The sequence below is a fragment of the Pseudoduganella sp. GW821-FHT05F09 genome, assembly GCF_059419605.1.
On the sequence record NZ_JBWKSD010000001.1, the window covers coordinates 186,086 to 210,838 of the forward strand.

The window sequence follows — 24,753 nt, forward strand, 5'->3', positions numbered from 1 at the left end:
GGCTTGTGCCAACTTGGCACGAATAATGCTTTAAAGAATTACACGTTACTAAGAGAAATATCATGAATAGATTGTTCACTTCGATGTGCGCCTTGCTGGCGATGCTGGCTGTGCCAGCAGTCCAGGCCGGCGCCATCACGGACAACGGCGTCAACGATTACTGGGGCTCGAACGCCCATGGCGACGGCGACGTCATCGGCGCGGCCATGTACGACATCAGCGGCGCGACCATCACGCGCGTCGGCAGCGTGCTGAAGATCACCATCTCCACCGCCTTTGCCGGCCACGCCGGCGCCGACCCGTGGGCCGACCCCGGTCCGACTGGGCAGGCCGGGATTGCCTATGGCGACCTGTTCCTGGCTTCGGCCTGGAAGCCCAAAGTCGTGGCGGGCGTGAGCAATTACCAGGCGGACAACGCCAGCACCGGCACCAAGTGGGAGTGGGGCTTCAGCCTGGACAACCGCTGGAGCAACACCGGCGGCACCTTCAAGCTGTACACGCTGGGCGGCACCACCAACGCCGAGAACATCCTCAATTCCGAGCAGGTGATGAATTGCTCGCAGCCTTGCACCTACCGCGACGGCCAGGCTGTTGAAGTGAAAACCACCAACTCCACCACCGCGAAAGTGGTGAGCGGCGTAACCGGCAGCTGGACCGTCACGCCCGACCAGAAGCTGACCTTTACGCTGGACATGACGGGCACCAGCCTGATCAATCTGCAGGCCTTCGCCATGCACTGGGGCGAGACCTGCCAGAACGACGTGATCGAGGGCTTTACCCGCGTGGTGCCGCTGCCCGGCAGCGCGGCGCTGCTGATGATAGGCATGGGCGCGATGCTGCTGCGCCGCCGCCAGCAGGGCGGCGCGCCAGTCTAGCGCTGCCTTCTGCTATACTTGCGGCACCGTACCAGCCCACCTTCGCGTGGGCTGTTTTATTTCCGCCGCCCGCCAGATCCGCATGAACCAGCTCCCTAGCCGCATCCGCACCGACGTCCTCGCCGGTTTGACCACGTCCTTCGCCCTGGTGCCCGAGTGCATCGCCTTCGCCCTGGTGGCGCAGCTCAATCCGCTCATGGGCCTGTATGGCGCCTTCTTTATCTGCACCCTCACCGCGCTGTTCGGCGGGCGGCCCGGCATGATTTCGGGCGCGGCCGGGTCGATGGCGGTGGTGATCGTGGCGCTGGTGGCGCAGCACGGCGCGCAATACCTGCTGGCCACCGTGGTGCTGGGCGGCCTGCTGATGGCGCTGTTCGGCCTGCTGCGCCTGGGCACGCTGATACGCATGGTGCCGCATCCTGTCATGCTGGGCTTCGTCAACGGCCTGGCCATCATCATTGCGGGCGCGCAGCTGGAACATTTCAAGATCGGCGGCCACTGGCTGCAAGGTGCGCCGCTGCTACTGATGGCGGGCCTGGTGGCGCTGACCATGGCCCTGGTCTGGCTGCTGCCCAAGCTCACCCGCGCGGCGCCGCCGGCGCTGGTGGCGATCGCCGCCGTGGGGCTGCTGGCCGCGCTGCTGGACCTGCCCACCCGCACCCTGGGCGACATGGCGCATATCGCCGGCGGCCTGCCGGCCCTGCACCTGCCGGCCGTGCCGTTCACGCTGGAAACGTTGCGCATCATCCTGCCGTATGCGGTGCTGATGTCCCTGGTCGGCCTGCTGGAAACGCTGCTGACCTTCAACCTCACCGGCGACATCACCGGCACCGAAGGCCAGGCCAACCGCGAATGCGTGGCGCTGGGCGGGGCCAATGTGGTGTCCGGTTTGTTCGGCGGCATGGGCGGCTGCGCCATGATAGGCCAGACCATGATCAACCTCGGCTCGGGCGGACGCATGCGCCTGTCGGGCGTGGTGGCGGGCGGCATGATTTTGCTGTTCATCCTGTTCCTGTCGCCGTGGATAGAGCGCATACCGCTGGCGGCGCTGGTGGGCGTGATGTTCGTGGTGGCGCAGCAGACCTTTGCCTGGGGCTCGCTGCGCGTGCTGGGCAAGGTGCCGCGCCATGACGCGCTGGTGATCGTGGCCGTGACCGCCATCACGGTGGCCACCGACCTGGCCACCGCGGTGCTGTGCGGGATAGTGATTGCCGCGCTCAGCTTCGCCTGGCAGCACGCGCGCGACATCGGCGCCGACATCGACGACGGCGAGCCGGGCGTGCGCAGCTACCGCCCGCGCGGCACGCTGTTCTTCGCCTCCACGGCGCGCTTCCAGGAGTTGTTCGCCCCGGCGGACGACCCGGCGCGCGTGGTGCTGGACTGCCGCCACCTGCGCCTGGCCGACCACTCGGCTATCGCGGCGCTGGACGCCTTGCGCGAGCGCTACGCCAAGGCGGGCAAGCGCCTGGAGCTGGTCCACCTGTCCGAACGCTGCAGCGCGCTGCTGCAGCGGGCCGGCCTGGAAGTGTAAAATGCGCCCATTCCAATAAGAGAGGCCGCCATGAACACGATATTCGCCGCACCGGTATTCGACGCCACCGTCATCTTCGAAGGCAACGAGCTGTTCAAGGGGCAGGGCGCGGCGCGCATGTGGGCCGAGAAGCTGGCCAAGGAACTGGAAACACCGATCGACGTGCGCAAGATCGGCACCGGCTGGGCGCTGTTCGGCGCCGTGGACGGCGCGGACTGCGTGTGGGCCATCCACGGCCAGCGCCTGAAGCGCATGCAAACGCCGGAGTGACCCGTAATTGAACTGGGATAATGGCCCGGTTCTGTAGTGCAGGCTGGACTTGACCCGTAATTGTCCGTAGTGTTGCTGGGAGTATGCAGTTCATTCCTACGACACAAGGGCTGGGTCATGAAAATAGCAGTAATAGGCTCCGGCATTGCCGGGCTGGCGTGCGCGCACCAGCTGGCGCGCATGGGCCGGGACGTCACGCTGTACGAGGGCGGCGACTGGTTCGGCGGTCACAGCAACACGGTGGATGTCACGCTGAACGGCGTCACGCATGGCGTCGATACCGGCTTCCTGGTGTTTAACCACGCCACCTATCCCCATCTGACGAGTCTGTTTGCCAAGCTGGGCGTGGAGACCGCCGGCACCGACATGTCCTTCTCGGTCAAGCTGCCGTTCGAAGGCGGCGGCATGGAATGGGCCGGCGCCAATCTGGACACCGTGTTCGCGCAGCGCCGCAATCTGCTGCGGCCCGCCTTCCTCGGCATGCTGCGCGACATCCTGCGCTTCAACAAGGCCGCCACCGCGCTGGCGCTGTCGCCCGAGGGCGGCATGCCCGGCAACCCCGCCATGGCGCTGGGCCACTACCTTGACCTGCACCGCTACGGCGCCGCCTTCCGCGACTGGTATCTGCTGCCGATGGCGGCCTGCATCTGGTCCTGCCCGACGGCGCAGATGCTGGACTTCCCGCTGGCGAGCTTCGTGCGCTTCTGCCACAACCACGGCCTGCTGCAGGTGAGCGGCCGTCCGCAATGGCGCACGGTGACGGGCGGCTCGCGCGAATACGTGCGGCGCATGCTGGAAGACATACCGCAGCGGCGCCTGGGCACGCCGGTGCGCCTGGTGCGGCGCGCGCCGGGCGGCGGCGCGCTGTCGGTGACGGTGCATACAGCGGGCGACATCCAGCAGTACGACGAAGTGGTGCTGGCCTGCCATAGCGACCAGGCACTGGCGCTGCTCGACCGTCCCAGCCCTGAAGAGCAGGGCGTGCTGGGCGCCATCCGCTACCAGCCCAACCGCGCCGTGCTGCACACGGACAGCCGCTGCCTGCCGCAGCGGCGCAAGGCCTGGTCGGCATGGAACTACCAGGGCGGGGTGGACGAACACGGCGCGCCGCGCGTGTGCGTGCACTACCTGCTCAATATGCTGCAGCCGCTGCCCTTCACCACGCCGGTGATCGTCTCGCTCAATCCCATCGATAAGCCGTCGCCCGAGCGGGTGCTGGCCAGTTTCGACTATGCGCATCCGGTGTTCGACGCCCGCGCCGTGGCCGCGCAAGCGCGCCTGCCGCAGCTGCAGGGCGAACGCAATGTGTGGTTCGCGGGCGCCTGGACCGGCTACGGCTTCCACGAGGACGGCCTGAAGTCCGGCATGCGGGTGGCCGCCGCGCTGGCCCAGAAGGCGGTACTGAGCCATGCCGCATAAGGAAAAGGACGAGCCAGACGGTATCCAGCTCTGCCTGGGCCAGGTGCGCCACAAGCGCCTGCGGCCGGTGCGCAATGCCTTCAGCTACGGCGTGTTCTACATCCGCGTGCCGGTGCACCGCATGCCGGAGCGGCAGGACGGCGCGGCGCGGCTGCGCTGGTTCTCGCACAACCGCTTCAACCTGCTGGCCTTCCACGACGCCGACCACGGCGACGGCGTGCGGCCGCTGCGCGCGTGGATAAGCGAGATGCTGGAGCGCGGCGGTGTGCGCGGCGCGGACGGTGAAGTCTGGCTGCAGACCATGCCGCGCGTGCTGGGCTATCTGTTCAATCCCGTGTCGTTCTGGTTCTGCCACGGCGCCGATGGCAGCCTGCGCGCCGTGCTGTGCGACGTGCGCAACACCTTCGGCGAGCGCCACCTGTATCTGCTGGAAACCGGGGCGGCGATACGCAACGGCGCCGAACTGCGGGCCGACAAAGCCTTTCACGTGTCGCCCTTCCTGCCGCTGCGCGGCAGCTACCGCTTCCGCTTTGTCCGTGTGCGCCGCGCCGGGGAGGACGAGCGGCAGCTGGCCTGCATCGACTATCTGGACGGCGGCGAGTTGGCCCTGTCCACCAGCATCAGCGGCACGGCGCATGCGCTCAGCGACACGGCCGTGCTGCGCGCCTGCGCCACGCATCCGCTGCTCACGCTGGGCGTGATGGCAAAGATCCACTGGCAGGCGCTGCGGCTTTGGTGCAAGCGCGCGCCTTTTTTCAGCAAGCCCGCACCACCGATTGAGGAACTTTCGAAATGACCATGCAACTGCCTATCTCCGAGTCGTCTGCGCTGCGCCGTGCCGCAGCCTGTCCCGCCGCTCCCGCCGGCGCAGCCGCTGCGGCGCGGCCAGCGTCCGCCCGCTTGCTGCTGGCCGCCTTGTCCCACATCCGCCACGGCGCCGTGCTGCTGCAAACGCCGGACGGCGCCGTCACGCTGTACGGCGAGGGCGGCGCGCCCGTCACTTTCAGGCTGGCCAACTGGAACGTCTGGCGCGCGGTGCTGCGCTCCGGCGACATCGGCTTTGCGGAGAGCTTTATCGCGGGCGACTGGAGCACCGACAACCTGCCCGGACTGGTGGAACTGCTGGCGCGCAACCGCGAGGAGCTGGAGTCGCTGGTGTACGGCAACTGGTGGGGCGTGCTGCTGTACCGCCTGCGCCATCTGCTGAACCGCAATTCGCGCAGCGGCAGCAAGAAGAACATCCACGCCCACTACGATCTGGGCAACGCGTTTTACCAGCGCTGGCTGGACCCGTCGATGACGTATTCGAGCGCGCTGTTTCCCTATCCGGGCCTGAGCCTGGAGCAGGCGCAGGAGGCCAAGTACCGGCGCATCCTGGCGCAGCTGCAGGTGAAGCCGGGCGAGCGCGTGCTGGAAATCGGCTGCGGCTGGGGCGGACTGGCCGAGATGGCGGCGCGCGGCGGCCTGCACGTGATAGGGCTGACGCTGTCACGCGAGCAGCTGGCCTACGCGAAGGCGCGGCTGGCGGAAGCCGGCATGGCCGCGCGGGCCGACCTGCGCCTGTGCGACTACCGCGACAGCGATGGCGAGTACGACGCCGTCGCCTCCATCGAAATGTTCGAGGCGGTGGGGCAGCAGTACTGGCCGAGCTATTTCGCCTGCGTGGCGCGCAGCCTGAAGCGCGGCGGGCGGGCCTGCGTGCAGACCATCACCATCGCGGACGAGCTGTTCGACCGCTACAGCCGCAGCACGGACTTCATCCAGCAATACATCTTCCCCGGCGGGATGCTGCCGTCGCAAGCCGAGTTCCGCCGCCACGCGGCCATGCACGGGCTGCGCGTGGAGGACGCGCTGCACTTTGGCCTGGACTACGCGGAAACGCTGCGGCAATGGCGCGCGGCCTTCCTGCGCGAGCAAGACAATATCAAGCCGCTGGGTTTCGACCTGAACTTCATGCGCACCTGGGAATTCTATCTGGCCTACTGCGAAGGCGCGTTCAAGGCCGGCAATACCGACGTGGTGCAATTCACGCTGGTCAAGGACTGATATGGGGAACCGCCACGCAGCCTGGGGACGGCGCGCAGCGGCGCGGCTCGCCGTGTGCCTGCTGGCCTGCTGCGCCGTGCCTGTCCTGGCGGCGGGCGATGCGGCCGCGCCGCAGCCCATGCTGCCTGCGGATGCCGTGCAGCCCCTGCAGCCGGCGCGGCTGGCGGGGGAGGGCGTCTACCGCTGGTTTGGCCTGCGGATTTATGAGGCGCGGCTGTGGGTGGGGCCGCAAGGCTATCGCGACAGCGCCCCCGCCGCCGCGCCCTTCGTGCTGGAATTGCGTTACGCGCGCGCCTTGCAGGGCAGCCGCATCGCGGAGGCAAGCGCGGAGCAGATGGAAAAGACAGGCGCAGGCAGCTCTGTGCAGCGCAAGGCGTGGCTGGAGACCATGCGCAGCCTGTTCCCGGACGTGCGCGAGGGAGACCGTATTGCGGGGCGCTACGTGCCCGGCGCGGGGGCGCGCTTCTATCTGAATGGCGTGCTTTTAGGCGGCGTGCAAGGCGGCGCGCCGCCGCCGATGCTGGACGCCGAGTTTGCGCAGGCCTTCTTCGGCATCTGGCTGTCCCCGCGCAGCACGGCGCCCATGCTGCGCGAGGCGCTGCTGCGCCAGGCCGCAGCGCAGCCATGAACACCCGGCGTCCGCCTGCCACCGCGCCGGGCGCCCCCTCCATGGCGCCCGCCGGCGCCGCGCTGGCGAGCTACGCGCTGTTCGCCTTGCCGCTGGCGATGGTGGCGCTGCCTGTTTACCTGTTCGCGCCGGCGCTGTACGTGCGCAGCGGCGGGCTGGCGCTGGCCGGCGTGGGGGCCGTGCTGCTGGCCGTGCGGGTGCTGGCCGCGCTGGCCGATCCGCTGCTCGGCTGGTGGATGGCGCGCAACCGGCGCGGCTACCCCTGGCATGCCGCCGTGTCGTTGGCGCCGCTGCTGCTGGGATACTGCGCGCTGTTCAATCCGCCCGCACTGGCAGGCGCGTCGCTGATGGCCTGGTTTGCCAGCGCGCTGATGCTGGTCTACCTGGGCTATGGCCTGGCCACCATCGCGCACCAAAGCTGGGGCAGCGCCATCGCACAGGGTGCAGCCGACCGCGTGCGGCTGATGTCGGCCCGGGAAGGCTGCGGCCTGCTGGGCGCCGTGCTGGCGGCCGCGTGCAGCGGCCTGCTTGGCTACGGCGCGCTGGCGCTGCTGTTCTGCGCCTGCCTGCTGCCCGCCGCCTGGCTGCTGCTGCGCCGCGCACCCCGGCCGGACCTGCATACACGGGCCATCGCCCCGGCCCGAGCGCAGGCCCAGGCGGGGGACCACGCGCAGGCCCGGGCATCGGCAATGGCACCGGCAATGGCACCAGCAATGGCACCAGCAATGGCAATGGCACCGGCACCGGCACGGTACGCATTGCTGGCGCCGTGGAATGAGCCGCGCTTTCGCTGCCTGTTCGGCGTCTACGCCGCCAGCGCGCTGGCAGGCGCCATCCCCGCCACGCTGTTTGTCTTCTTCGCAGCCGACCGCCTCGGCCTGCCGGACAGCTGGGCCGGTCCGCTGCTGGTGCTCTACCTGCTCGCGGCCGCCGCGTCCATGCCTCTGTGGGCAGCGCTGGCCAGGCGCTGGGATACGCTGGCCGCCTGGCAGGCCAGCATGCTGCTGTGCGCGCTGGTATTCATCTGGGCCTACGCCCTCGGCCCCGGCGACGGCGCGGCTTTCGCGGCCATCTGCGTGCTGACTGGCATCGCGGGCGGAGCGGACCTGGCGTTGTCCCCGGCCCTGCTGGCAGGGCTGGCCGCGCAAAGCCGCAGCGGCGGCGAGGAAGGGCAGCCATCCGCCGCGCCTTACTTCGCCTGGTGGAACTGGTGCACGCAGCTGGCGCTCGCGTTCGCCGCCGGCGCCACGCTGCCTGCGCTGGCCTTGCTCGGTTATGAACCCGGCAGCGCCGGTGCGGCCGCCGATACGGGCGCTGCGCCGCAAGGAACAGCCGCCCTCGCCGCAGCCTACGCGCTGCTGCCGTGCGCCCTGAAACTACTGGCCTGGCTGCTGCTGATGCGCGGCGCGAGGGGCAGCCTGAAAAGCCTGAACGGGAGAGAGATATGAAGATCAACATGCTGCGCGCCTGCTTTGCCGGCGCCGCCCTGAGCACCATGATGGCCGGCCTGCTGACCGGCTGCTCCACCCGCGCCGACCCGTCTTATTACGCGGCGCAGACGCCGGTGCTGGACGTGCAGCGCTACTTCAACGGCCGCGTGCTCGCCTACGGCATGTTCCAGGACCGCAGCGGCACGGTGCAAAAGCGCTTCACCGTCACCATGACCTGCACCTGGCGCGACGGCGTCGGCACACTGGACGAGGAATTCCTGTACGCCGACGGCACCCGCCAGCGCCGCGTGTGGACGCTCCGCCAGACCGCGCCCGGCCGCTACACCGGCACGGCGGCCGACGTGGTGGGCGAGGCGGTCGGCGTGGTGGCGGGCAACGCGCTGCGCTGGAACTACGTGCTGGCGCTGCCGGTGGACGGCAAGACCGTCAACGTCGACTTCGAGGACTGGATGTTCATGATAGACGAGGAAGTCATGCTGAATCGCGCCGCCATGAGCAAGTTCGGCATAGACCTTGGCTCGGTCACGCTGTCGTTCCGCAAACAGAAGGCAGGCGATGGCGCTCAATAAACCCATCACGGACTGGCAGGGGCGCTGCGTATGGATCATAGGCGCGTCCAGCGGCATAGGCGAGGCCGCCGCCCGGCTGCTGCTCGGGCGCGGCGCGCAGGTGGTGCTGTCCGCGCGGCGGGCGGACCTGCTGGAATCTCTGTGCGCCGGCCAGCCGCGCGCGATGGCCGCCCCGCTGGATATCACCGACGCCGCCAGCGTGCACCGCGCGCGCAGCGCGATCCTGGCGCGCGGCTGGCGCATCGACCTGGTGCTGGTGGTGGCGGGCGGCTACCACCCCATGCGCGCCGACGGCTTCGACCTGGAACAGGCCAACCGCCTGCTGGACCTGAACCTGCGCGGCGTGTACAACTGCCTGGACGCGGTCCTGCCGGAATTGCTGGAGCAGGGCGCAGGCGGCATCGGCGTGGTGGCCTCGGTGGCGGGCTACGGCGGGCTGCCGAAAGCGCTGGCGTATGGCCCCACCAAGGCCGCGCTGCTCAACCTGACGGAAACGCTGTATCTCGACCTCGCGCCGCGCGGCATCGGCGTCTACCAGATCAACCCCGGCTTCGTGGCCACCAGCCTCACCGCCGGCAATGACTTCGCCATGCCCGCGCTGATGACGCCGGAAGCGGCCGCGCAGGCGCTGGTGCGCGGGCTGGAGCGGGGCCAGTTCCACATCCACTTCCCGCGCCGTTTCAGCAACAGCCTGCGCCTGCTGCGGCTGCTGCCCTACGGCGCCTACTTCTGGCTGGTGCGCAAGGTGACCGGACTATGAACGAACAACAGCCGCTGGAGCGCCTGGTGCGCTTCTACGAAACCCTGGCAATCGAAACGGTGGGGGAAGTGCGCAGCGTGTACGCGCCGGACGCCTTCTTCAAGGACCCGTTCAACGAAGTGCGCGGCCACGCCGCCATCATCCCCATCTTCCAGCACATGTTCGTGCAGGTGGAGCAGCCGCGCTTCGTGGTGAAGGAGCGCATGGCCCAGGGCAGGCAAGCCTTCCTGACCTGGGAGTTCCACTTCCGCATGCGCAGCGCGCAAGGCGTGCAGACCATACGCGGCGCCTCGCACATCGAGTTCGACGAACAAGGCCGCGTGGCCATGCACCGCGACTACTGGGACGCGGCGGAGGAACTCTACGAGAAAATACCGCTGCTGGGCGCCCTCATGCGCTGGCTGAAACGGCGCGCGCGCAAGTAAGGCACGCGGCGCGCCTTATTCCGACAGCGACGGCGGCAGCGGCAGGCCGTCGGCGCGCGCCAGGCGCTCCAGTGCGGTCTCCAGCATCATGCGCGCCTGGCCGGCCGTGTTGCTCAGCTCCTGGTGCAGCGCCGCGTCGTCGGCGTTGCGCGAGGCGCATTGCTGGCTGTAGCGCTCGAAACTGCCCAGCATCATCAGGATGTCGGCCAGGTGGCGCGGGCATTCGCAGTTGATGCTGTTCGGCGCACTGGCCAGGATGGCGAGCGCCTGCTCGTCCAGGCGGCGCGGCGACGGCGCCGGCGTGACCGGCAGCACCGCCTGCAGCGGATGGCCCGCCAGCGCGGAACTGCACAGCACCGCCACCTCGGCCGGATCGGCCGGCACGCGCGCCACGAGGCAGCCCTGCTCGCGCAGGCGGCGCACGGTGGCGCTGTCGCAGAAGCGGTACATCACCACCAGGGCAGCGCCCGGCGCGGCGGCGCGCGCGGCGGCGATCAGCGGCAGCGTTTCAGCCGACATCTCGGACGATTCGATCAGCAGCACGTCGGCCGGCAGACCGGGCAGGGCGGCCGGCAGCGCTTCCAGCGAGGCGCAGGTGTGGATGATGTCGAGCGGCGGGACGGTGCGCACGGCGGCCAGGCGGCGCGCCATGGCGGCGCCCACCACGGCCACGCGCAGCGGCACGGCGGCGGCGCCGTCGTCCGGCGCCGCGTCCTGCGGCGGCAGCGAGCCCGCCATCACGGCCAGCTCCTCGAAGGACAGCGCCGCCACCATGCCGATGGGATGGCCCAGGTCCACCACGCGCTTGAGCAGGCCGAGGCGGCGCACCTGCTCGGCCGAATACAGGCGCTGTCCGTGCGGCGAGCGGTCCGCGCCGGACACGCCGTAGCGCCGCTCCCACACCCGCAGCGTCTCCACCGGCAAGCCGGCCAGCCGCGCGGCCACGCCGCTGCGGTAAGCGCCCTTCGGTACTGTATCTGCCACGTTCCGCCTCTAGCTGTTGTTCCGGTTCCGGATTCTAGCAGAGCGCGGGCGCGCGCTCAGCCGCCTTTAGGCGTATCGCGGCCGGGACGGTCATCGGCCAGCTGGCCCGCGCCGCTGTCCACCGGCATGCCCGAGCCGCGCGTGCCGCGCTCCCCTTTGGTCGGGCCGGATTCCGGCGCGGGGCGGCGCGCCGACTGCTCCGCGCGTCCCGTTTCGCCGTGGCGCTGCGATGAAAAGTCGCCCGCGCCCCGGTCCACCGTGGTACGGCCCTGCTCCGTGGACGGCATGCCCTCGCGCTGGGGCGTGATCACATTGTTGGCCGGATGGCCGTTGGCGATATTGCCGCCGAAATCCTGCTGCGAATTGCGGGGATCCGCAGCCCTGACGTCCTTGTCGCTGTTCATGGCGAGTCCTCCTGATCAAAGACGCCAGTATGCGCAGCGGGGCCGGCGGCGCCCAAGCGGCGCACGTGCCGCGCGCTTGTAAGACGGGACCGACGCCGCCTTACTGCGCGAAATGCACCCGCATCTTGGACGGGCGCGGCTGCGCGATATGGTCCAGCGGCAGCTCGGTCACCTGCTTGACCTTCTTCAGCGAGATATTCGACTTCACATTGGTCACGCCGGGGATGCGCAGCAAATGGTTCATCATGAACTCCGAGAACGAGGCCAGGTCGTGCGACACCACGCGGATCACATAATCGGCCTCGCCGGTGACGGAAAAGCACTCCAGCACCTCAGGCAAATCGCTGACCGCCTGCTCGAAGGTATCGCCCCAGGCGGTGCCGTGGCGGTCCAGCGTCACGTGGACGAAGGCCATCACGCCCAGGCCCACCACCAGCGGGTCCAGCATGGCCGCGTAATGGTCGATCACGCGCGCCTCCTCAAGGCGCTGGATGCGGCGGCTCACCTGCGAGGTGGACAGATGCACCTTCTCGCCGATGGCGCTGTTGGTGGCGCGGCCGTCGCGCTGCAATTCGGCCAGCAGGGCAAGGTCATGCCGGTCTACGCTGATGGTACTCATGGTTTTTCCTCGATTCATGCATATTTTGTGCGCGGGACCGCTATTATCGCGCACATTATGAACGAAATATTCACGGCGAATGGCTAAACTCATTCTATTACTTGAGGAGATCAGCATGACGCTAGAATTATGGGACAACCCGATGGGCACCGACGGCTTTGAATTCATCGAATACGCCGCGCCGGACCCGGTCGCCATGGGCAAGACCTTCGAAGCGATGGGCTTCACCGCCATCGCGCGGCACCGCTGCAAGAACGTGACCCTGTACCGCCAGGGCGAGATCAACTTCATCATCAACGCCGAGCCGGACTCGTTTGCGCAGCGCTTCGCGCGCCAGCACGGCCCGTCGGTGTGCGCCATCGCCTTCCGCGTGCAGGACGCCGGCAAAGCCCACCGCCGCGCGCTGGAACTGGGCGCCTGGGGCTTCGGCGGCCAGCCCGGCCCGATGGAACTGAACATCCCCGCCATCAAAGGCATCGGCGACTCGCTGATCTACCTGGTGGACCGCTGGAAGGGCAAAAACGGCGCCACGGCGGGCGCCATCGGCGACATCAGCATTTACGACGCCGACTTCGAAGCCATCCCCGGCGCCAACCCCAACCCGGTGGGCCACGGCCTGACCTATATCGACCACCTGACGCACAATGTGCACCGTGGGCGCATGGCAGAGTGGGTCAACTTCTACGAAACGCTGTTCAACTTCCGCGAGATCCGCTACTTCGACATCGAAGGCCAGGTCACGGGCGTGAAATCGAAAGCCATGACGTCGCCGTGCGGCAAGCTGCGCATCCCGATCAACGAAGAGGGCACCGACCGTCCGGGCCAGATCACCGAATACCTGAACATGTACAACGGCGAAGGCATCCAGCACATCGCCATGGGCAGCGACAACCTGTACGGCACGGTGGACGCGCTGCGCGCCAGCGGCATCAAGCTGCTCGACACCATCGACACCTACTACGAGCTGGTGGACCGCCGCATCCCCGGCCACGGCGAATCGCTGGACGAGCTCAAGAAGCGCAAGATCCTGATCGACGGCATGCCGGGCGACCTGCTGCTGCAGATCTTCTCCGAAAACCAGCTCGGCCCCGTGTTCTTCGAATTCATCCAGCGCAAGGGCAACCAAGGCTTCGGCGAAGGCAACTTCAAGGCCCTGTTCGAGTCCATCGAGCTCGACCAGATGCGCCGCGGCGTCCTCGAAGCCGTCTAATCACATCGGGGTCAGTTCTACCATCGCGTCACGGACTCTGCAGTAGTTGCGTGCTAAAGCTGAGCCCGTGACGCAATGGTAGAACTGACCCCGGTGGTCGGTGGTGGTGCTAGTTGCGGCCGCTGGCTTCGACGTGGATTTCGCTGCCGCAGCGGGAGGTTTGGGGGCCCTGGCCGGGTGTCGTGCCCAGCAGGCCGCCCAGGCCTTTGTCGACGCTGAAGTCGAGCGGCAGCTGGACGCGGATTTCCTGCAGCTGGCTCTGGCCCGCGCAGACCAGCATCACGCGGCTGGCGGCCGCTTCGCCGTGCTGGCTGCGCAGCGTGGCGAAGAACTTGTCGGCGTTGAAACTGCCGCCTATGTGCTTCAGGATCTGCTGGCCGATGGCGGAGCCGTTCACTACCTGCACCGCCGCCACGGCCTTCGTGAAGTAGGCGTCCGGGTCGAGCGACTGGCAGGCGCCGTGCTTGTTCCACTCGTATTTGCCAAAGCTGTTTTCGTAGTAGAAGTTGGGCATCCACTGCGCGATGCGTTCGACGGTCTCTTTTTTCAGCGCGAAGGGCTTGCCGTCGCAGTTGCCGTAGCTGGTGCCGCAGGCTTTTTTGTTGGGCCACAGGCCGTGCAGCGTGAGGTTGGTGACCACCAGGCTGCCTTTGTCCAGCGCGGCGCACTCGGGCTTGCCGGACGTGCGCGGGGTGTGCTCGCAGAAGCCGGGCTGCCAGCTGATGGCCAGCAGGTAGCTGTCCTGCTGGTTGGCGGTGGAGCAGATTTCGTGTTTGCCGCCGGCGCTGTCATTCGCGCCGTCCCTGGCGCTTTCCCGCGTGGCGGCGGCCGGCGCGGGATTCTGTGTGCCGCCGCCCGGCGCGGCGGCGCTGCCGCAGTCGCGCGCCACCCAGCGCAGCTCGGGCCTGGCGCCCGGCACTTCTATCCGCAGTTGTTCATAGCTGCCCGGCTTGTTGACTTCTTTGATCTCGTAGCTGCTGCCCGGCTTGAGCCGCACGTCCCCGGGATTGGTGCCCTTGGTGTAGGACGCGTAGGCTTCGCAGGCCTTGCCGGCCGTGAGGCTGCCGCTGGCGGGTTCGCTGGCCAGCGCGAGCGCGGGGAGCAGGGCGAGCAGGCATGCCGCCCTGAGTGTTGTTTTTTTCATCGTTGCCTTCCGGGTTCGTTGCCGCTATTGCGCTACATCATATAATCAGAACGCGGCAAAGAACAACGGGAAGGCGGATGCTTAGAACGCTTGTGCCGCCTGGGCGGCCGAAATCCGTCCCTTCACTTCCTTGTGGTATTTGGCCCGTGCGGCGGCCTGCTTGACCGCTTCCATCTCCTTGTTGGCGCGCTTGATGCGGGCTTTTTCCGCTTTGCTGCGCTGCTGGGCCACGTCTTTGTTGCCGATGCGATTGGTCATGCCGTTCTCCTTTGGTTGGTTCGGCTTCCAGCATGCCTTGCCCGCCGCGCGCCATCCGTTCGCTGGCTAACGCGTGCGCGCCATTCCAAATCCATATAGTAATTGGCAAAGAATTCAGTTGCCGCCACTTGGATTTTCACTACATAATGTAGTAAATTTACGATATGGCGGGTATCCAGCCCCTTGTATGGTGTGGATATGCAAGTTTTGCTGTAATTGTGTCCCTAAACTGAAAAATTACTACATACTGGTGAGGCGGGAGATGGACGGTTCAAAGTCGGTGGAATTCAAGGATGAATTGCTGGGGCGGGACATCCGCCAGTTGGGCCGCATGCTGGGCGATACCATACGCACGCAGCACGGCGACGAGGCCTTCAATCGTATCGAGAACGTGCGCCAGCTGGCGATCCGTTTCCGCCGCGAGCAGGATGCGGGCGCGCAGGCCTTGCTGGAGGAGGCGCTGCACGCGCTGTCGCCGGATGAGACCAGCCAGCTGATACGCGCTTTCGGTTATTTCTCGCTGCTGTCCAATATCGCAGAGGACCAGCACCACACCCGCCGCAGCCGCGCGCACTTACTGGCCGGCTCCGCGCCGCGCTTGGGCAGCCTGGCCAAGGCAGTGCAGAACGTGGTGGGCGCCGGCCGCACGTCGTCCTTCGGCGAGTTCTTCGCCGAGGCGCATATCAGCCCGGTCTTCACCGCGCACCCGACCGAGGTGCAGCGCAAGAGTACCCTGAACTGCCAGATGGCCATCGCGCGCGAGCTCGATGAGCGCGACCGCGTGCAGATGACGCCCGAAGAGCAGGAGCAGAACGACGAGGCGCTGGCGCGCGGCATCCATACGCTGTGGCAGACGCGCTTGCTGCGCACGGCCAAGCTGTCGGTGATGGACGAGGTGGAGAACGGCCTGTCCTTCTTCGACCGCACCATCCTGAACGGCCTGCCGCAGCTGTATAGCACCTTGCAGGACATGCTGGCCAAGCTGGATGCGCGCTGGGCCGGCGAGGAACTGCCGACCTTCATGAAAGTGGGCAGCTGGATAGGCGGCGACCGCGACGGCAACCCCTTCGTCACCGCCACCGTGCTGCGTGCCACGCTGGCGCGCCAGGCCGACGTGGCGCTGGAACATTACCTGGGCGAGCTGCACAAACTGGCTTCGCAGCTGTCGCTGGCGCAGACCATGACGGGCTGCTCGGAGCAGCTGCGCCAGCTGGCCGACGCTTCGCCCGACCATTCGCCGCACCGCGTCGACGAGCCTTACCGCCGCGCCATCTACGGCATCCATAACCGCCTGGCCGCCAACCGCGCGCTGCTGACCAGCGCCGCTGCCGCCGGCCGCGCCGATACCGGCGCCGCTGCAAGCGCCGCCGCCAGCGCGCGTGCGGCCGTTGCCACCATCTGGCCGGCCGCCGCTGCGGCGGGCTATGCGCCGGCCGCCCCCGGCGCGGGCGCGCAGCCTTACGCTTCGGCGCAGGAATTGCTGGCGGACCTGGAGACGGTGCACGAATCTCTGGTGGCGCATGGCTCGGCCGTGCTGGCGCGCGGACGTTTGCGCCAGCTGCGCCGCGCGGTGAAGGTGTTCGGCTTCTCGCTGGCGCCTGTGGATCTGCGCCAGAACTCGGACGTGCACGAGCGCGTGGTGGCCGAGATCCTGGCCTGCGCCCGTCCCGGCGTGGACTACGCCGCGCTGTCCGAGCCGGAGCGCTGCAAGCTGCTGCTGGAGGAGCTGCACACGCCGCGCCTGCTGATTTCCCCGTACACCAGCTATTCCGAGGAGACCAGCGGCGAGCTGGCCATCTTCCGCGCGGTGGGCGAGGCGCACCGCGCCTACGGCGCCGAGTCCATCACCAACTACATCATCTCCAAGGCCGACAGCGTGTCCGACCTGCTGGAGGTGGCGCTGCTGCTGAAGGAGCACGGCCTGCTGCGCGCCGGTTCGGTGACCGAGGAGTCGTCGATGGCGGTCAACATCATTCCGCTGTTTGAAACCATAGGCGACCTGCAGGCCGGCCCGGACATCATGGACCGCGCCTTCCGCCTGCCGCTGTATATGGACCTGGTGCGCTCGCGCGGCAGCCTGCAGGAAGTCATGCTGGGCTATTCGGACTCGAACAAGGACGGCGGCTTCCTGACCTCCGGCTGGGAGCTGTACAAGGCCGAAATCGAACTGGTGGAGGTGTTCCAGCGCCACGGCGTGAAGATGCGCCTGTTCCATGGCCGCGGCGGTTCCGTCGGCCGTGGCGGCGGTCCTAGCTATGAAGCGATCCTGGCGCAGCCGCAGGGCGCGGTGCAGGGCCGCATCCGCCTGACCGAGCAGGGCGAGGTCATCACCGCCAAGTACGCCAATCCGGAAGTGTGCCGCCGCAACCTGGAGGTGATGGTGGCCGCCACCATGGAGGCCACCATGCTGCCGCCGCGTGGCGCCGAGCCGGATGCGGCACAGCTGGCGGCCATGCAGGCGCTGTCCGACGAAGCCATGCGCAGCTACCGCTCGCTGGTGTACGAGACCGAAGGCTTTGAAACCTATTTCTGGGAATCGACCGTCATCTCCGAAATCGCGGCGCTGAATATCGGCAGCCGTCCGGCCTCGCGCAAGAAGTCCACCGCGATCGAAGACCTGCGCGCCATTCCCTGGGTGCTGAGCTGGGCGCAGTGCCGCGTGATGCTGCCGGGCTGGTTCGGCTTCGGCTCGGCAGTGCAGAAGTTCCTGGGCACGCAGCCGGACGGCCTGGCGCTGCTGCAGAAGATGTACCGCGACTGGCCGTTCTTCAACACGCTGCTGTCCAATATGGACATGGTGCTGGCCAAGAGCGACATCGCCATCGCCAGCCGCTACGCCACCCTGGTGAGCGACGCCGGGCTGCGCGAGGCCATCTTCGGCCGCATCCGCGCCGAGCATGAGCGCACCATCGCGGCGCTGAAGGAGATCACCGGCCAGGCCGAGCTGCAGGACGCCAACCCGCTGCTGCAACGCTCGATCCGCAACCGCTTCCCGTACATCGACCCGCTGAACCACTTGCAGGTTGAGCTGCTGCGCCGCTTCCGCGACGGCGACCCGGACCCCGCCACGCGCGAGGGCATTCATTTATCGATCAACGGCATTGCCGCCGGCCTGCGTAATAGTGGCTGAGCGGCTGAGCGGTGACCGATACCAACAACAGGAAAGAGACAACGTGCCAAACACCCCAACCGCAGTGACCCGCCGCGCCACCAAAATCGTGGCAACCATCGGCCCCGCATCGAACGACGTCGCCACCTTGATCCGCATGTTCAAGGCCGGCGTTGACGTAGTACGCCTGAATTTCTCGCACGGCAAAGCGCAGGACCACGTGGAGCGCGCCCGCATGGTGCGCGACGCCGCCGCCGAGTGCGGCCGTGAAGTGGCCATCATGGCCGACCTGCAGGGTCCGAAGATCCGCGTCGGCAAATTCGAAGAAGGCAAGATCCAGCTGGAAAACGGCGCCCGCTTCATCCTGGACGCCAAGTGGGGCGAGAACGGTGAATTGGGCAACCAGGAACGCGTGGGCCTGGACTACAAGGACCTGCCGCGCGACCTGCGCCCACAGGACGTGCTGCTGCTGAACGACGGCCTGATCGTGCTGGTGGTGGACCGCATCTCCGGCAGCGAAATCCACACCACCGTGAAAATCGGCGGCGAACTGTCCAACAACAAGGGCATCAACCGCCAGGGCGGCGGCCTGTCCGCGCCGGCGCTGACGGCCAAGGACATGGAAGACATCAAGACCGCCATGAGCTTCCAGGCGGACTATATTGCCGTGTCCTTCCCGAAGAACGCGACCGATATGGTGATGGCGCGCCAGCTGGCCAATATCGCCGGCGAGCCGTTCCAGCACAAGCCTTTCATGATCGCCAAGATCGAGCGCGCCGAGGCGATTCCGGCGCTGCAGGAGATTCTGGACGCGTCGGACGGCATCATGGTGGCACGCGGCGACCTGGCCGTGGAAGTGGGCAACGCCGCCGTGCCCGCGCTGCAGAAGCGCATGATCAAGATGGCGCGCGCGTCGAACAAGCTGGCCATTACCGCCACGCAGATGATGGAGTCGATGATCGTCAACGCCGTGCCTACCCGCGCTGAAGTGTCGGACGTGGCCAATGCAGTGCTGGACGGTACCGACGCGGTGATGACGTCCGCCGAAACCGCCTCCGGCAAATACCCGATAGAGACGGTGGAGGCGATGGCCGCGATCTGCCTGGATGCGGAGAAATGGAATCCTTCCAATCCGGATGTGGACCTGATCAACACGACCTTCAGCCGCATTGACCAGTCCATCGCCTACGGCGCGCTGTTCACCGCGCACCACCTGCGCGTGAAGGCCATTGCTGCGCTGACGGAGTCCGGTTCCACCTGCCTCTGGATGAGCCGCAACAATATCGATATCCCCATCATCGCGCTGACGCCCAGCGTGGCAACGCAGCGCAAGCTGGCGCTGTTCCGCAACGTGCAGGCGCTGGAGCTGAAGCAGACGCGCGACCGCGAAGTGGTGCTGCGCTCGGTGGAGGAGCTGCTGGTGGCGCGCGGTATCGCTGAACGCGGCGATACGGTGGTGCTGACCTGGGGCGAGCCTATGGGGCTGGTCGGCGGCACGAATGCGTTGAAGATCATGAAGCTGGGCGCGCCTGCGCATTGATTGCTTGGCGGGTTACGGCGGCGGGGCCGCCTAAGCCGCCCTACGGACTAATTAAGCCAACTAACGGAGACCTGGAATGACTGCTATTGTTGATGTGATTGCGCGCGAGGTGCTGGATTCGCGCGGCAATCCTACCGTGGAATGCGACGTGCTGCTGGAGTCGGGCGTGACGGGCCGCGCGGCGGTGCCGTCGGGCGCTTCGACCGGTTCGCGCGAGGCCATCGAGCTGCGCGACGGCGACGCCAAGCGCTATTTCGGCAAGGGCGTGTTGCGCGCCTGCGAGAATATCAATACCGAGATTGCGGAAGCCATCATCGGGCTGGACGCGAACGAGCAGGCCTTTATCGACCGCACGCTGATCGATCTGGACGGCACGGAGAACAAGTCGCGCCTGGGCGCCAACGCCACGCTGGCGGTGTCGATGGCGGTGGCCAGGGCCGCAGCCGATGAGGCGGGCCTGCCGCTGTACCGCTATTTCGGCGGCTCGGGCGGCATGGAGATGCCGGTGCCGATGATGAACGTCATCAACGGCGGCGCGCACGCGGACAACAACCTGGACATCCAGGAGTTCATGATCATCCCGGTCGGTGCGCCGTCCTTCAAGGAAGCGGTTCGCTACGGCGCGGAGGTGTTCCACACGCTGAAGAAAATCCTGCACAAGAAGGGCTTGAACACGGCCGTGGGCGACGAGGGCGGCTTTGCGCCGTCGCTGGCCAATCACGAGGAAGCGATTAAGCTGATTATCCAGGCGATCGAGGAAGCGGGCTACGAGCCGGGCACCCAGATCGCACTGGGCCTGGACTGCGCCGCCTCCGAGTTCTACAAGGACGGCAAGTACCAGCTGGACGGCGAGGGCATGAGCTTGACGGCTGTGGAGTTCACCAATCTGCTGGCCACCTGGTGCGACAAGTACCCGATCATCTCGATCGAGGACGCCATGCACGAAGGCGACTGGGAAGGCTGGGCGACGCTGACCGCCGCGCTGGGCAAGCGCGTGCAGCTGGTGGGGGACGATCTGTTTGTTACCAACACCAAGATCCTGAAAGAGGGTATCCAGAAGGGTATCGCCAATTCGATCCTGATCAAGATTAATCAGATCGGTACGCTGACCGAGACTTTTGCCGCGATTGAAATGGCCAAGCGCGCCGGCTATACCGCCGTGATTTCGCACCGCTCGGGCGAGACCGAGGATTCGACCATCGCGGATATCGCGGTGGGCACCAACGCGCTGCAGATCAAGACCGGCTCCATGTCGCGCTCGGACCGCATGGCGAAGTACAACCAGCTTCTGCGTATTGAGGAAGACCTGGGCGAGACGGCGTCTTATCCGGGCCGGGGGGCGTTCTACAACCTGCGCTGATGCATTGGCGGCTTACGCGCTGTATGTAGTGACTTGGGAGGTGGGGCAGAGGGGGAGGCGGATTTCGAAACGGCTGCCCTGGCCCGGCCCCTCGCTGTAGGCGGCTACGCTGCCGCCGTGCAGTTCCACGATTTTATGCACCAGGGCCAAACCCAGTCCCAGCCCGCCGTCGGCGCGGTCCGGCCTGCGCGCGCCTTGCGAGAACAGGTCGAAGATACGCGGCAGCAGGCCTGCTTCGATGCCGCTGCCGTTGTCGCTCACGGACAGCACCAGTTCCTCTCTCTCACGCATTGCTTCCACCCGTATCTCCGAATGCGGCGGTGAATATTTGATGGCGTTGGCCAGCAGATTGGCCGTCACTTGCACCAGCCGTATCGCGTCGCCGTTCACCCACAGTTCGCCTTCGATGGGCGCCACGCTCAGCACGTGCTGCCGGCTGGCCGCCATGTTTGCGGTCTGCTCGACCGCGCTGGCGATGACAGGCTGGATGCTGAGCGGCTTGCGGTCCAGCGAAATCAGCCCGCGCGTGACGCGCGACACGTCCAGCAAGTCGTTCACCAGCCGCGTCATGTGGGCGCTCTGGCGCGCGATCACGTCGCTGGCCTGGCGCAGCTGCTGCTCGCCCAGGCCGGGCATGGCCAGCATGTGGGCCGCCACGCTGATGGGGGCCATGGGGTTGCGCAGTTCGTGGCCCAGCATGGCGAGGAATTCGTCCTTGGCGCGGTTCTGCGCGTCCGCCACCTCGCGCGCGTGCTGGGCCTGCACCAGCAGCCGTTCGCGCTCGGCCGCCGCCTCGGCCAGCAGGTGCGCGGCCTGGTAGATGCTTTCGCCCAGTTCGTCCGCTTCGTCTATGCCGGACGGGGCGGGGCGCTTGGGCGGCGCGGAACCGATGGCGCCTGCCGCCGCGCTGGTCTGCGCGATGGCTTTGGCGATGCGCGCGCTGAGCGCCCAGGCAGTGGCCACCGCGAGCAGCAGCGCCATCAGCAGGCCCAGGCCGGACAGCAGCGCAATACGGCGCGCGTTGCCGTCGATGCGTTCGGCGCTGGTGCTGATGGCCACCCACCAGCCGGACATGGGCGAGCTGGCCAGCACCGCGTAGCCGCCGTCCGGCATCGCCACCAGGCCGCCTTGCCCGGCATGGATGGCGGCCGCGATGGCCGGCGGCGCGGCAGCGCCTATCTGGGCCGGCTGGCGGTTGGACTGGATCAGGCGGGCCTGGCGGTCGTAGATATGGTAGGTGTCGCCTTCGCTGTCCGGCGCGGGCAGGGCCTTGACCATCAGTGCGGCTTCGAAGGCGTAGCCCATGACGTACTGGCGGTCCTCCGCCAGCGAGAAGGGGTATTCCAGCGCCACCATGGGCTTGCGCGTGACGGGGCCGGCCAGCAGGTCGGTGACGGAGACCTTGGCGCTCTCCAGCAGCCGCGCGATGCGCTTGTGTTCGGCGCTACGCGTGTCGGGCAGGGGCACGCCGGCGGGCAGGGCGGTGTTGACGCGCTGCTGGCCGTTGGCGTCGTACAGCACCAGGTTGGCGTCGCGGTCCTGCATCAGCTGGCGCGCCTTGCCGGCGAAGGCTTCCATCTGCTCGGCTTCCAGCTTGCCGGAGGCGCTCAGCGCACGCATCAAACCGGCCGCCTCGTTCCATTGGCCGTCCACCGCCACCGAGGTGGCGCGCGCCGCTTCCTGCAGGCTGCGCACGCCCGCGTCGCGCTCGGCGTCGACCAGGCGCGCCAGCGGCGCGGCGAGAAACACCACCACCGGGACCAGGGCCACCGTGATGGTGAGGGCGAGCAGGGAACGAACCTTCATTGCAGCGGATTGGTTATCTTAACTGCAACAGTATATATGAGGCCGGGGCTGCGCGCGCTTGAAAACAGCTTAGAACTTCATCTCCAGGTTGGCCGAGAAGCGCGCGGAACCGGGCGAGCGGGTCCAGGTGCGGCTGCCGCCGTTGCTGTCGAGGTATTGCGAGTCTCCGAGGTTGTCTTCGCCCAGCGCGTTGCTCACGCCCAGGCGCAGCTGGTAGCCGGTGCGTATCTTGTACAGCAGATAGCCTTCCAGCTCGCGCCGTCCCTGCAGGCGGCTGCTTTGCTGCTCGGAGATGCGCACCGGCCCGCCCTGGCGGTAGGACAGGCTGGCGCCGGCGCTGTATTTGTCCTCGCGGTAGTCCGTGCCCAGCACCAGGGTGAGCGGGATCTGCTGGTCCAGGCGGTTGTCCGGACCCGGCACGGAATCGACCCTGGACCAGTTGCGGTTGGCGCTGGCGCGGAAGTCGAAGCCGGGCGCGTCCTTCATCAATGCCTTGAGGGGGAACTTCAGCTCCACGTCCAGCGAGCGCACGGTGGCGGTGCCGTCGTTGAGCGGCTGGATCAGCCAGTAGCCGCGCCCGTCCTGCGTCAGCTTGCTGCGGATGTAGTCGGAGATGCGGCGCTGCGAGGCGCCGACCGAGAACACGGCGCCGGGAGCGAAGAAGTGTTCATAGGTCAGGTCCACGCCGGTGGCCAGTTCCGGCTTCAGGTCCGGGTTGCCGCTGTAGTCCGGGTTGAAGCGGGTGTTCAGGTCGGACTCGTAGCGGCGCGCGCTGAGCTGGCCGGTGTTGGGCGCCTTGAAGGTGCGCGTCAGGGCCAGGCGCAGCTGGCGGCCGCTCTTGTCCGGGAATTTGTACAGGGTCTGGGCCACGGGGCTGAGCACGCGGTTGCGCGAGTCCGTCGTTTGCAGGCCGCTGCCGGAGCTGTCGGTGTTGATGGTTTCCCAGCGCGCGCCAAAGTAGACCGACCAGTCCTTGTTCACGTTCCATTCGTCCTGCGCGTAGGCGGCGATCTTGGTGACAACGGGATGGAATTCTTCGTTGATGCCGTTCTGCGCCAGGCCGATAATGCCTTCCACGCGATGGCTGCTGTCGTCCGAGCCCTGGCGGCTGGCTTCCCAGCCAGTGGACAGCGCATGGTCTTCGAAGATGGTGCGGGTGTATTTTCCGCTGGTGCCCGAGTGCGTGAACTGGGACGTGTTCCTTTGCACGCGCTGGAGCACCGTCTTTCGGTCAGCCGTGTAGGACAGGGAGTAGTTTTCGTTGTCCGAATTGGCGCGGCCGATATTGGCCTTGGCATCGAGCTTGCCGCCGGCGATTTTCGTGACCCAGTTGACGTCGATATTGCCGTAGCTGGAGCTGTTCCTGCCTTCGCCCTGGCGGTCCACGTAGTCCGGCTGCGGGAAGCTGCCGATGCGGTTGCTGGTCAGCGTGCCGGAGCCGTAGTTGAAGCGCTGCGACTGGATATAGGAGCTCAGGTTGAACTGGTCGTCGTTCGCCAGCTTCCAGTTCAGGCGCGGCGCCAGGCCGACCGAGCCGGACGCGTTGCGCTGGCTGCTGGCCTTGTCGCGCAGCTGCAGCACCTGGCCGGACGGCGAGGTGAATTGCTCGGTGCTGTCGTTGGGGTTCTTGCCGAGGAAGCGGGAGGCGGTCGCGTTCAAATACCAGGACAGCTGGCCGTCGCGGTCCGCCAGCGTGCCGTTGACGAACAGGTTGCGCTGCTGTTCCGAGTAGGCGGTGTTGACGCGCAGGTCGCGCTGCGGCTTGGACACCACTTTTTTCAGGATGATGTTGATGCTGCCCGCGATGGCCTGCATGGAATTCTCCGCCGTGGCGGCGCGCACCACTTCAATGCGCTCGATCTGGTCCGGCGCCAGCGTGTCCATCGTGAAGCCCGGCGGCGGGCGCTCGCCGTTCACCATGATCTGCGTGTAGCCGTTGCCCAGGCCGCGCATGCGGATGGCGTTGCCGATCACCGTCACGCCCGGGGCGCGTTTCAGCACGTCGAACACATTGGTGTCGCCGTACTTGATGATCTCCTCGTGGGTCATCACGGTTTTGCTGGCGGTGTCGTCGCGGCGCGCGTCGTACTCGTCCGCGCTGCCCTTGATTTCCACCTTGGCGATGGCGGGTTCGGCGGCGGCGGCCTTCACGGGCTCCTTCGGCGCGGCTTTGATGGTGTCTTTGGCCGGCTGCTGCTGGGCCAGGGAGGCGGTGGCCGTTCCGAGCAGGGCGGCCGCCAGGGCGATGGGGGTGAAACGCAGATTCATGTGGGAGCTCGGATTTTGCAAACCGCGCAATTATCATCCAGAGCTGCCAATTTGGCAATATTCTTTTCGGGCAATAC

Annotated in this window: 22 protein-coding genes; 15 read left to right on the forward strand and 7 right to left on the reverse strand. The window is 67.1% G+C overall.

Going from position 1 to position 24,753, the window contains the following annotated elements; all coding sequences use genetic code 11:
• Positions 1–62: 62 nt before the first annotated feature.
• From AC07S4_RS00675 to AC07S4_RS00725, 11 genes are all read left to right on the forward strand, one after another.
• The gene (locus AC07S4_RS00675; RefSeq protein WP_494984763.1) at positions 63–875 is read left to right on the forward strand and encodes a PEP-CTERM sorting domain-containing protein; all 813 of its coding nucleotides are present in this window, start codon (positions 63–65) and stop codon (positions 873–875) included.
• 82 nt (positions 876–957) lie between these two features.
• Positions 958–2,406 carry a SulP family inorganic anion transporter gene (locus AC07S4_RS00680; protein WP_494984764.1) on the forward strand — a complete coding sequence of 483 codons (1,449 nt, stop codon included), beginning with the start codon at positions 958–960 and terminating at the stop codon, positions 2,404–2,406.
• Positions 2,407–2,436: 30 nt separating this feature from the next.
• A complete protein-coding gene (locus AC07S4_RS00685; protein ID WP_494984765.1) occupies positions 2,437–2,676 on the forward strand; it encodes a hypothetical protein in 240 nt (79 codons plus the stop codon).
• A gap of 117 nt (positions 2,677–2,793) precedes the next feature.
• Positions 2,794–4,095, forward strand: a complete 1,302-nt coding sequence (locus AC07S4_RS00690; protein ID WP_494984766.1) for an NAD(P)/FAD-dependent oxidoreductase — start codon at positions 2,794–2,796, stop codon at positions 4,093–4,095.
• A complete protein-coding gene (locus AC07S4_RS00695; RefSeq protein ID WP_494984767.1) occupies positions 4,085–4,891 on the forward strand; it encodes a DUF1365 domain-containing protein in 807 nt (268 codons plus the stop codon). The genes AC07S4_RS00690 and AC07S4_RS00695 overlap by 11 nt, the downstream gene beginning before the upstream one ends.
• 2 nt (positions 4,892–4,893) lie before the next feature.
• On the forward strand, positions 4,894–6,141 hold the full coding sequence (locus tag AC07S4_RS00700) for a class I SAM-dependent methyltransferase (RefSeq protein ID WP_494985582.1): 1,248 nt from the start codon (positions 4,894–4,896) through the stop codon (positions 6,139–6,141).
• 1 nt (position 6,142) lies between these two features.
• Entirely contained in the window at positions 6,143–6,769 is a 627-nt protein-coding gene (locus AC07S4_RS00705) for a chalcone isomerase family protein (RefSeq protein WP_494984768.1), read from the forward strand.
• Positions 6,766–8,217, forward strand: coding sequence for an MFS transporter (locus tag AC07S4_RS00710; RefSeq protein ID WP_494984769.1), 1,452 nt, complete (start codon positions 6,766–6,768; stop codon positions 8,215–8,217). The genes AC07S4_RS00705 and AC07S4_RS00710 overlap by 4 nt, the downstream gene beginning before the upstream one ends.
• Before the next feature lie 8 nt (positions 8,218–8,225).
• Positions 8,226–8,789 carry a DUF3833 domain-containing protein gene (locus AC07S4_RS00715; protein WP_494985583.1) on the forward strand — a complete coding sequence of 188 codons (564 nt, stop codon included), beginning with the start codon at positions 8,226–8,228 and terminating at the stop codon, positions 8,787–8,789.
• The gene (locus AC07S4_RS00720; RefSeq protein ID WP_494984770.1) at positions 8,776–9,549 is read left to right on the forward strand and encodes an SDR family NAD(P)-dependent oxidoreductase; all 774 of its coding nucleotides are present in this window, start codon (positions 8,776–8,778) and stop codon (positions 9,547–9,549) included. Before AC07S4_RS00715 ends, AC07S4_RS00720 begins: the two co-directional genes overlap by 14 nt.
• Positions 9,546–9,974, forward strand: coding sequence for a nuclear transport factor 2 family protein (locus AC07S4_RS00725; RefSeq protein ID WP_494984771.1), 429 nt, complete (start codon positions 9,546–9,548; stop codon positions 9,972–9,974). The genes AC07S4_RS00720 and AC07S4_RS00725 overlap by 4 nt, the downstream gene beginning before the upstream one ends.
• A 15-nt stretch (positions 9,975–9,989) precedes the next feature.
• Here AC07S4_RS00725 and AC07S4_RS00730 read toward each other — a convergent pair whose 3' ends face one another.
• The 3 genes from AC07S4_RS00730 to AC07S4_RS00740 form a co-directional block, all read right to left on the reverse strand.
• Complete coding sequence (locus AC07S4_RS00730; RefSeq protein ID WP_494984772.1) at positions 9,990–10,958, reverse strand: MerR family transcriptional regulator; 969 nt, start codon at positions 10,956–10,958, stop codon at positions 9,990–9,992.
• Positions 10,959–11,014: 56 nt separating this feature from the next.
• Positions 11,015–11,362: a hypothetical protein gene (locus tag AC07S4_RS00735; RefSeq protein ID WP_494984773.1), complete on the reverse strand. Its 348-nt coding sequence runs from the start codon at positions 11,360–11,362 to the stop codon at positions 11,015–11,017.
• A gap of 100 nt (positions 11,363–11,462) precedes the next feature.
• Positions 11,463–11,981: an Lrp/AsnC family transcriptional regulator gene (locus AC07S4_RS00740; protein WP_494984774.1), complete on the reverse strand. Its 519-nt coding sequence runs from the start codon at positions 11,979–11,981 to the stop codon at positions 11,463–11,465.
• A gap of 115 nt (positions 11,982–12,096) precedes the next feature.
• Between AC07S4_RS00740 and hppD the strand changes: the two genes are divergently transcribed.
• On the forward strand, positions 12,097–13,191 hold the full coding sequence (hppD, locus tag AC07S4_RS00745) for a 4-hydroxyphenylpyruvate dioxygenase (RefSeq protein WP_494984775.1): 1,095 nt from the start codon (positions 12,097–12,099) through the stop codon (positions 13,189–13,191).
• Between the two features lie 109 nt (positions 13,192–13,300).
• Here the strand turns inward: hppD and AC07S4_RS00750 are convergent, their stop codons facing one another.
• Positions 13,301–14,335 (reverse strand): ribonuclease T2 family protein, encoded by a 1,035-nt coding sequence (locus AC07S4_RS00750; protein WP_494984776.1) that lies wholly within the window; start codon positions 14,333–14,335, stop codon positions 13,301–13,303.
• Between the two features lie 81 nt (positions 14,336–14,416).
• Positions 14,417–14,593 (reverse strand): hypothetical protein, encoded by a 177-nt coding sequence (locus tag AC07S4_RS00755; protein ID WP_494984777.1) that lies wholly within the window; start codon positions 14,591–14,593, stop codon positions 14,417–14,419.
• 262 nt (positions 14,594–14,855) lie between these two features.
• Between AC07S4_RS00755 and ppc the strand changes: the two genes are divergently transcribed.
• From ppc to eno, 3 genes are all read left to right on the forward strand, one after another.
• Complete coding sequence (gene ppc, locus AC07S4_RS00760; RefSeq protein ID WP_494984778.1) at positions 14,856–17,723, forward strand: phosphoenolpyruvate carboxylase; 2,868 nt, start codon at positions 14,856–14,858, stop codon at positions 17,721–17,723.
• A gap of 64 nt (positions 17,724–17,787) precedes the next feature.
• The gene (gene pyk / locus AC07S4_RS00765) at positions 17,788–19,242 is read left to right on the forward strand and encodes a pyruvate kinase (RefSeq protein WP_494985584.1); all 1,455 of its coding nucleotides are present in this window, start codon (positions 17,788–17,790) and stop codon (positions 19,240–19,242) included.
• Positions 19,243–19,318: 76 nt separating this feature from the next.
• Complete coding sequence (eno, locus tag AC07S4_RS00770; RefSeq protein ID WP_494984779.1) at positions 19,319–20,602, forward strand: phosphopyruvate hydratase; 1,284 nt, start codon at positions 19,319–19,321, stop codon at positions 20,600–20,602.
• Between the two features lie 12 nt (positions 20,603–20,614).
• Here eno and AC07S4_RS00775 read toward each other — a convergent pair whose 3' ends face one another.
• Positions 20,615–22,408: a sensor histidine kinase gene (locus tag AC07S4_RS00775; RefSeq protein ID WP_494984780.1), complete on the reverse strand. Its 1,794-nt coding sequence runs from the start codon at positions 22,406–22,408 to the stop codon at positions 20,615–20,617.
• Positions 22,409–22,477: 69 nt separating this feature from the next.
• Positions 22,478–24,676, reverse strand: a complete 2,199-nt coding sequence (locus tag AC07S4_RS00780; protein ID WP_494984781.1) for a TonB-dependent receptor plug domain-containing protein — start codon at positions 24,674–24,676, stop codon at positions 22,478–22,480.
• Positions 24,677–24,753 lie beyond the last annotated feature (77 nt).

Excerpts from the sequence above, each read along its gene's own strand:
- AC07S4_RS00675 (WP_494984763.1), top strand. The coding sequence starts at position 63 with ATGAATAGATTGTTCACTTCGATGTGCGCCTTGCTGGCGATGCTGGCT.
- AC07S4_RS00680 (WP_494984764.1), top strand. The coding sequence starts at position 958 with ATGAACCAGCTCCCTAGCCGCATCCGCACCGACGTCCTCGCCGGTTTG.
- AC07S4_RS00685 (WP_494984765.1), top strand. The coding sequence starts at position 2,437 with ATGAACACGATATTCGCCGCACCGGTATTCGACGCCACCGTCATCTTC.
- AC07S4_RS00690 (WP_494984766.1), top strand. The coding sequence starts at position 2,794 with ATGAAAATAGCAGTAATAGGCTCCGGCATTGCCGGGCTGGCGTGCGCG.
- AC07S4_RS00695 (WP_494984767.1), top strand. The coding sequence starts at position 4,085 with ATGCCGCATAAGGAAAAGGACGAGCCAGACGGTATCCAGCTCTGCCTG.
- AC07S4_RS00700 (WP_494985582.1), top strand. The coding sequence starts at position 4,894 with ATGCAACTGCCTATCTCCGAGTCGTCTGCGCTGCGCCGTGCCGCAGCC.
- AC07S4_RS00705 (WP_494984768.1), top strand. The coding sequence starts at position 6,143 with ATGGGGAACCGCCACGCAGCCTGGGGACGGCGCGCAGCGGCGCGGCTC.
- AC07S4_RS00710 (WP_494984769.1), top strand. The coding sequence starts at position 6,766 with ATGAACACCCGGCGTCCGCCTGCCACCGCGCCGGGCGCCCCCTCCATG.
- AC07S4_RS00715 (WP_494985583.1), top strand. The coding sequence starts at position 8,226 with ATGCTGCGCGCCTGCTTTGCCGGCGCCGCCCTGAGCACCATGATGGCC.
- AC07S4_RS00720 (WP_494984770.1), top strand. The coding sequence starts at position 8,776 with ATGGCGCTCAATAAACCCATCACGGACTGGCAGGGGCGCTGCGTATGG.
- AC07S4_RS00725 (WP_494984771.1), top strand. The coding sequence starts at position 9,546 with ATGAACGAACAACAGCCGCTGGAGCGCCTGGTGCGCTTCTACGAAACC.
- AC07S4_RS00735 (WP_494984773.1), bottom strand. The coding sequence starts at position 11,362 with ATGAACAGCGACAAGGACGTCAGGGCTGCGGATCCCCGCAATTCGCAG.
- AC07S4_RS00740 (WP_494984774.1), bottom strand. The coding sequence starts at position 11,981 with ATGAGTACCATCAGCGTAGACCGGCATGACCTTGCCCTGCTGGCCGAA.
- hppD (WP_494984775.1), top strand. The coding sequence starts at position 12,097 with ATGACGCTAGAATTATGGGACAACCCGATGGGCACCGACGGCTTTGAA.
- AC07S4_RS00750 (WP_494984776.1), bottom strand. The coding sequence starts at position 14,335 with ATGAAAAAAACAACACTCAGGGCGGCATGCCTGCTCGCCCTGCTCCCC.
- AC07S4_RS00755 (WP_494984777.1), bottom strand. The coding sequence starts at position 14,593 with ATGACCAATCGCATCGGCAACAAAGACGTGGCCCAGCAGCGCAGCAAA.
- ppc (WP_494984778.1), top strand. The coding sequence starts at position 14,856 with ATGGACGGTTCAAAGTCGGTGGAATTCAAGGATGAATTGCTGGGGCGG.
- eno (WP_494984779.1), top strand. The coding sequence starts at position 19,319 with ATGACTGCTATTGTTGATGTGATTGCGCGCGAGGTGCTGGATTCGCGC.
- AC07S4_RS00775 (WP_494984780.1), bottom strand. The coding sequence starts at position 22,408 with ATGAAGGTTCGTTCCCTGCTCGCCCTCACCATCACGGTGGCCCTGGTC.
- AC07S4_RS00780 (WP_494984781.1), bottom strand. The coding sequence starts at position 24,676 with ATGAATCTGCGTTTCACCCCCATCGCCCTGGCGGCCGCCCTGCTCGGA.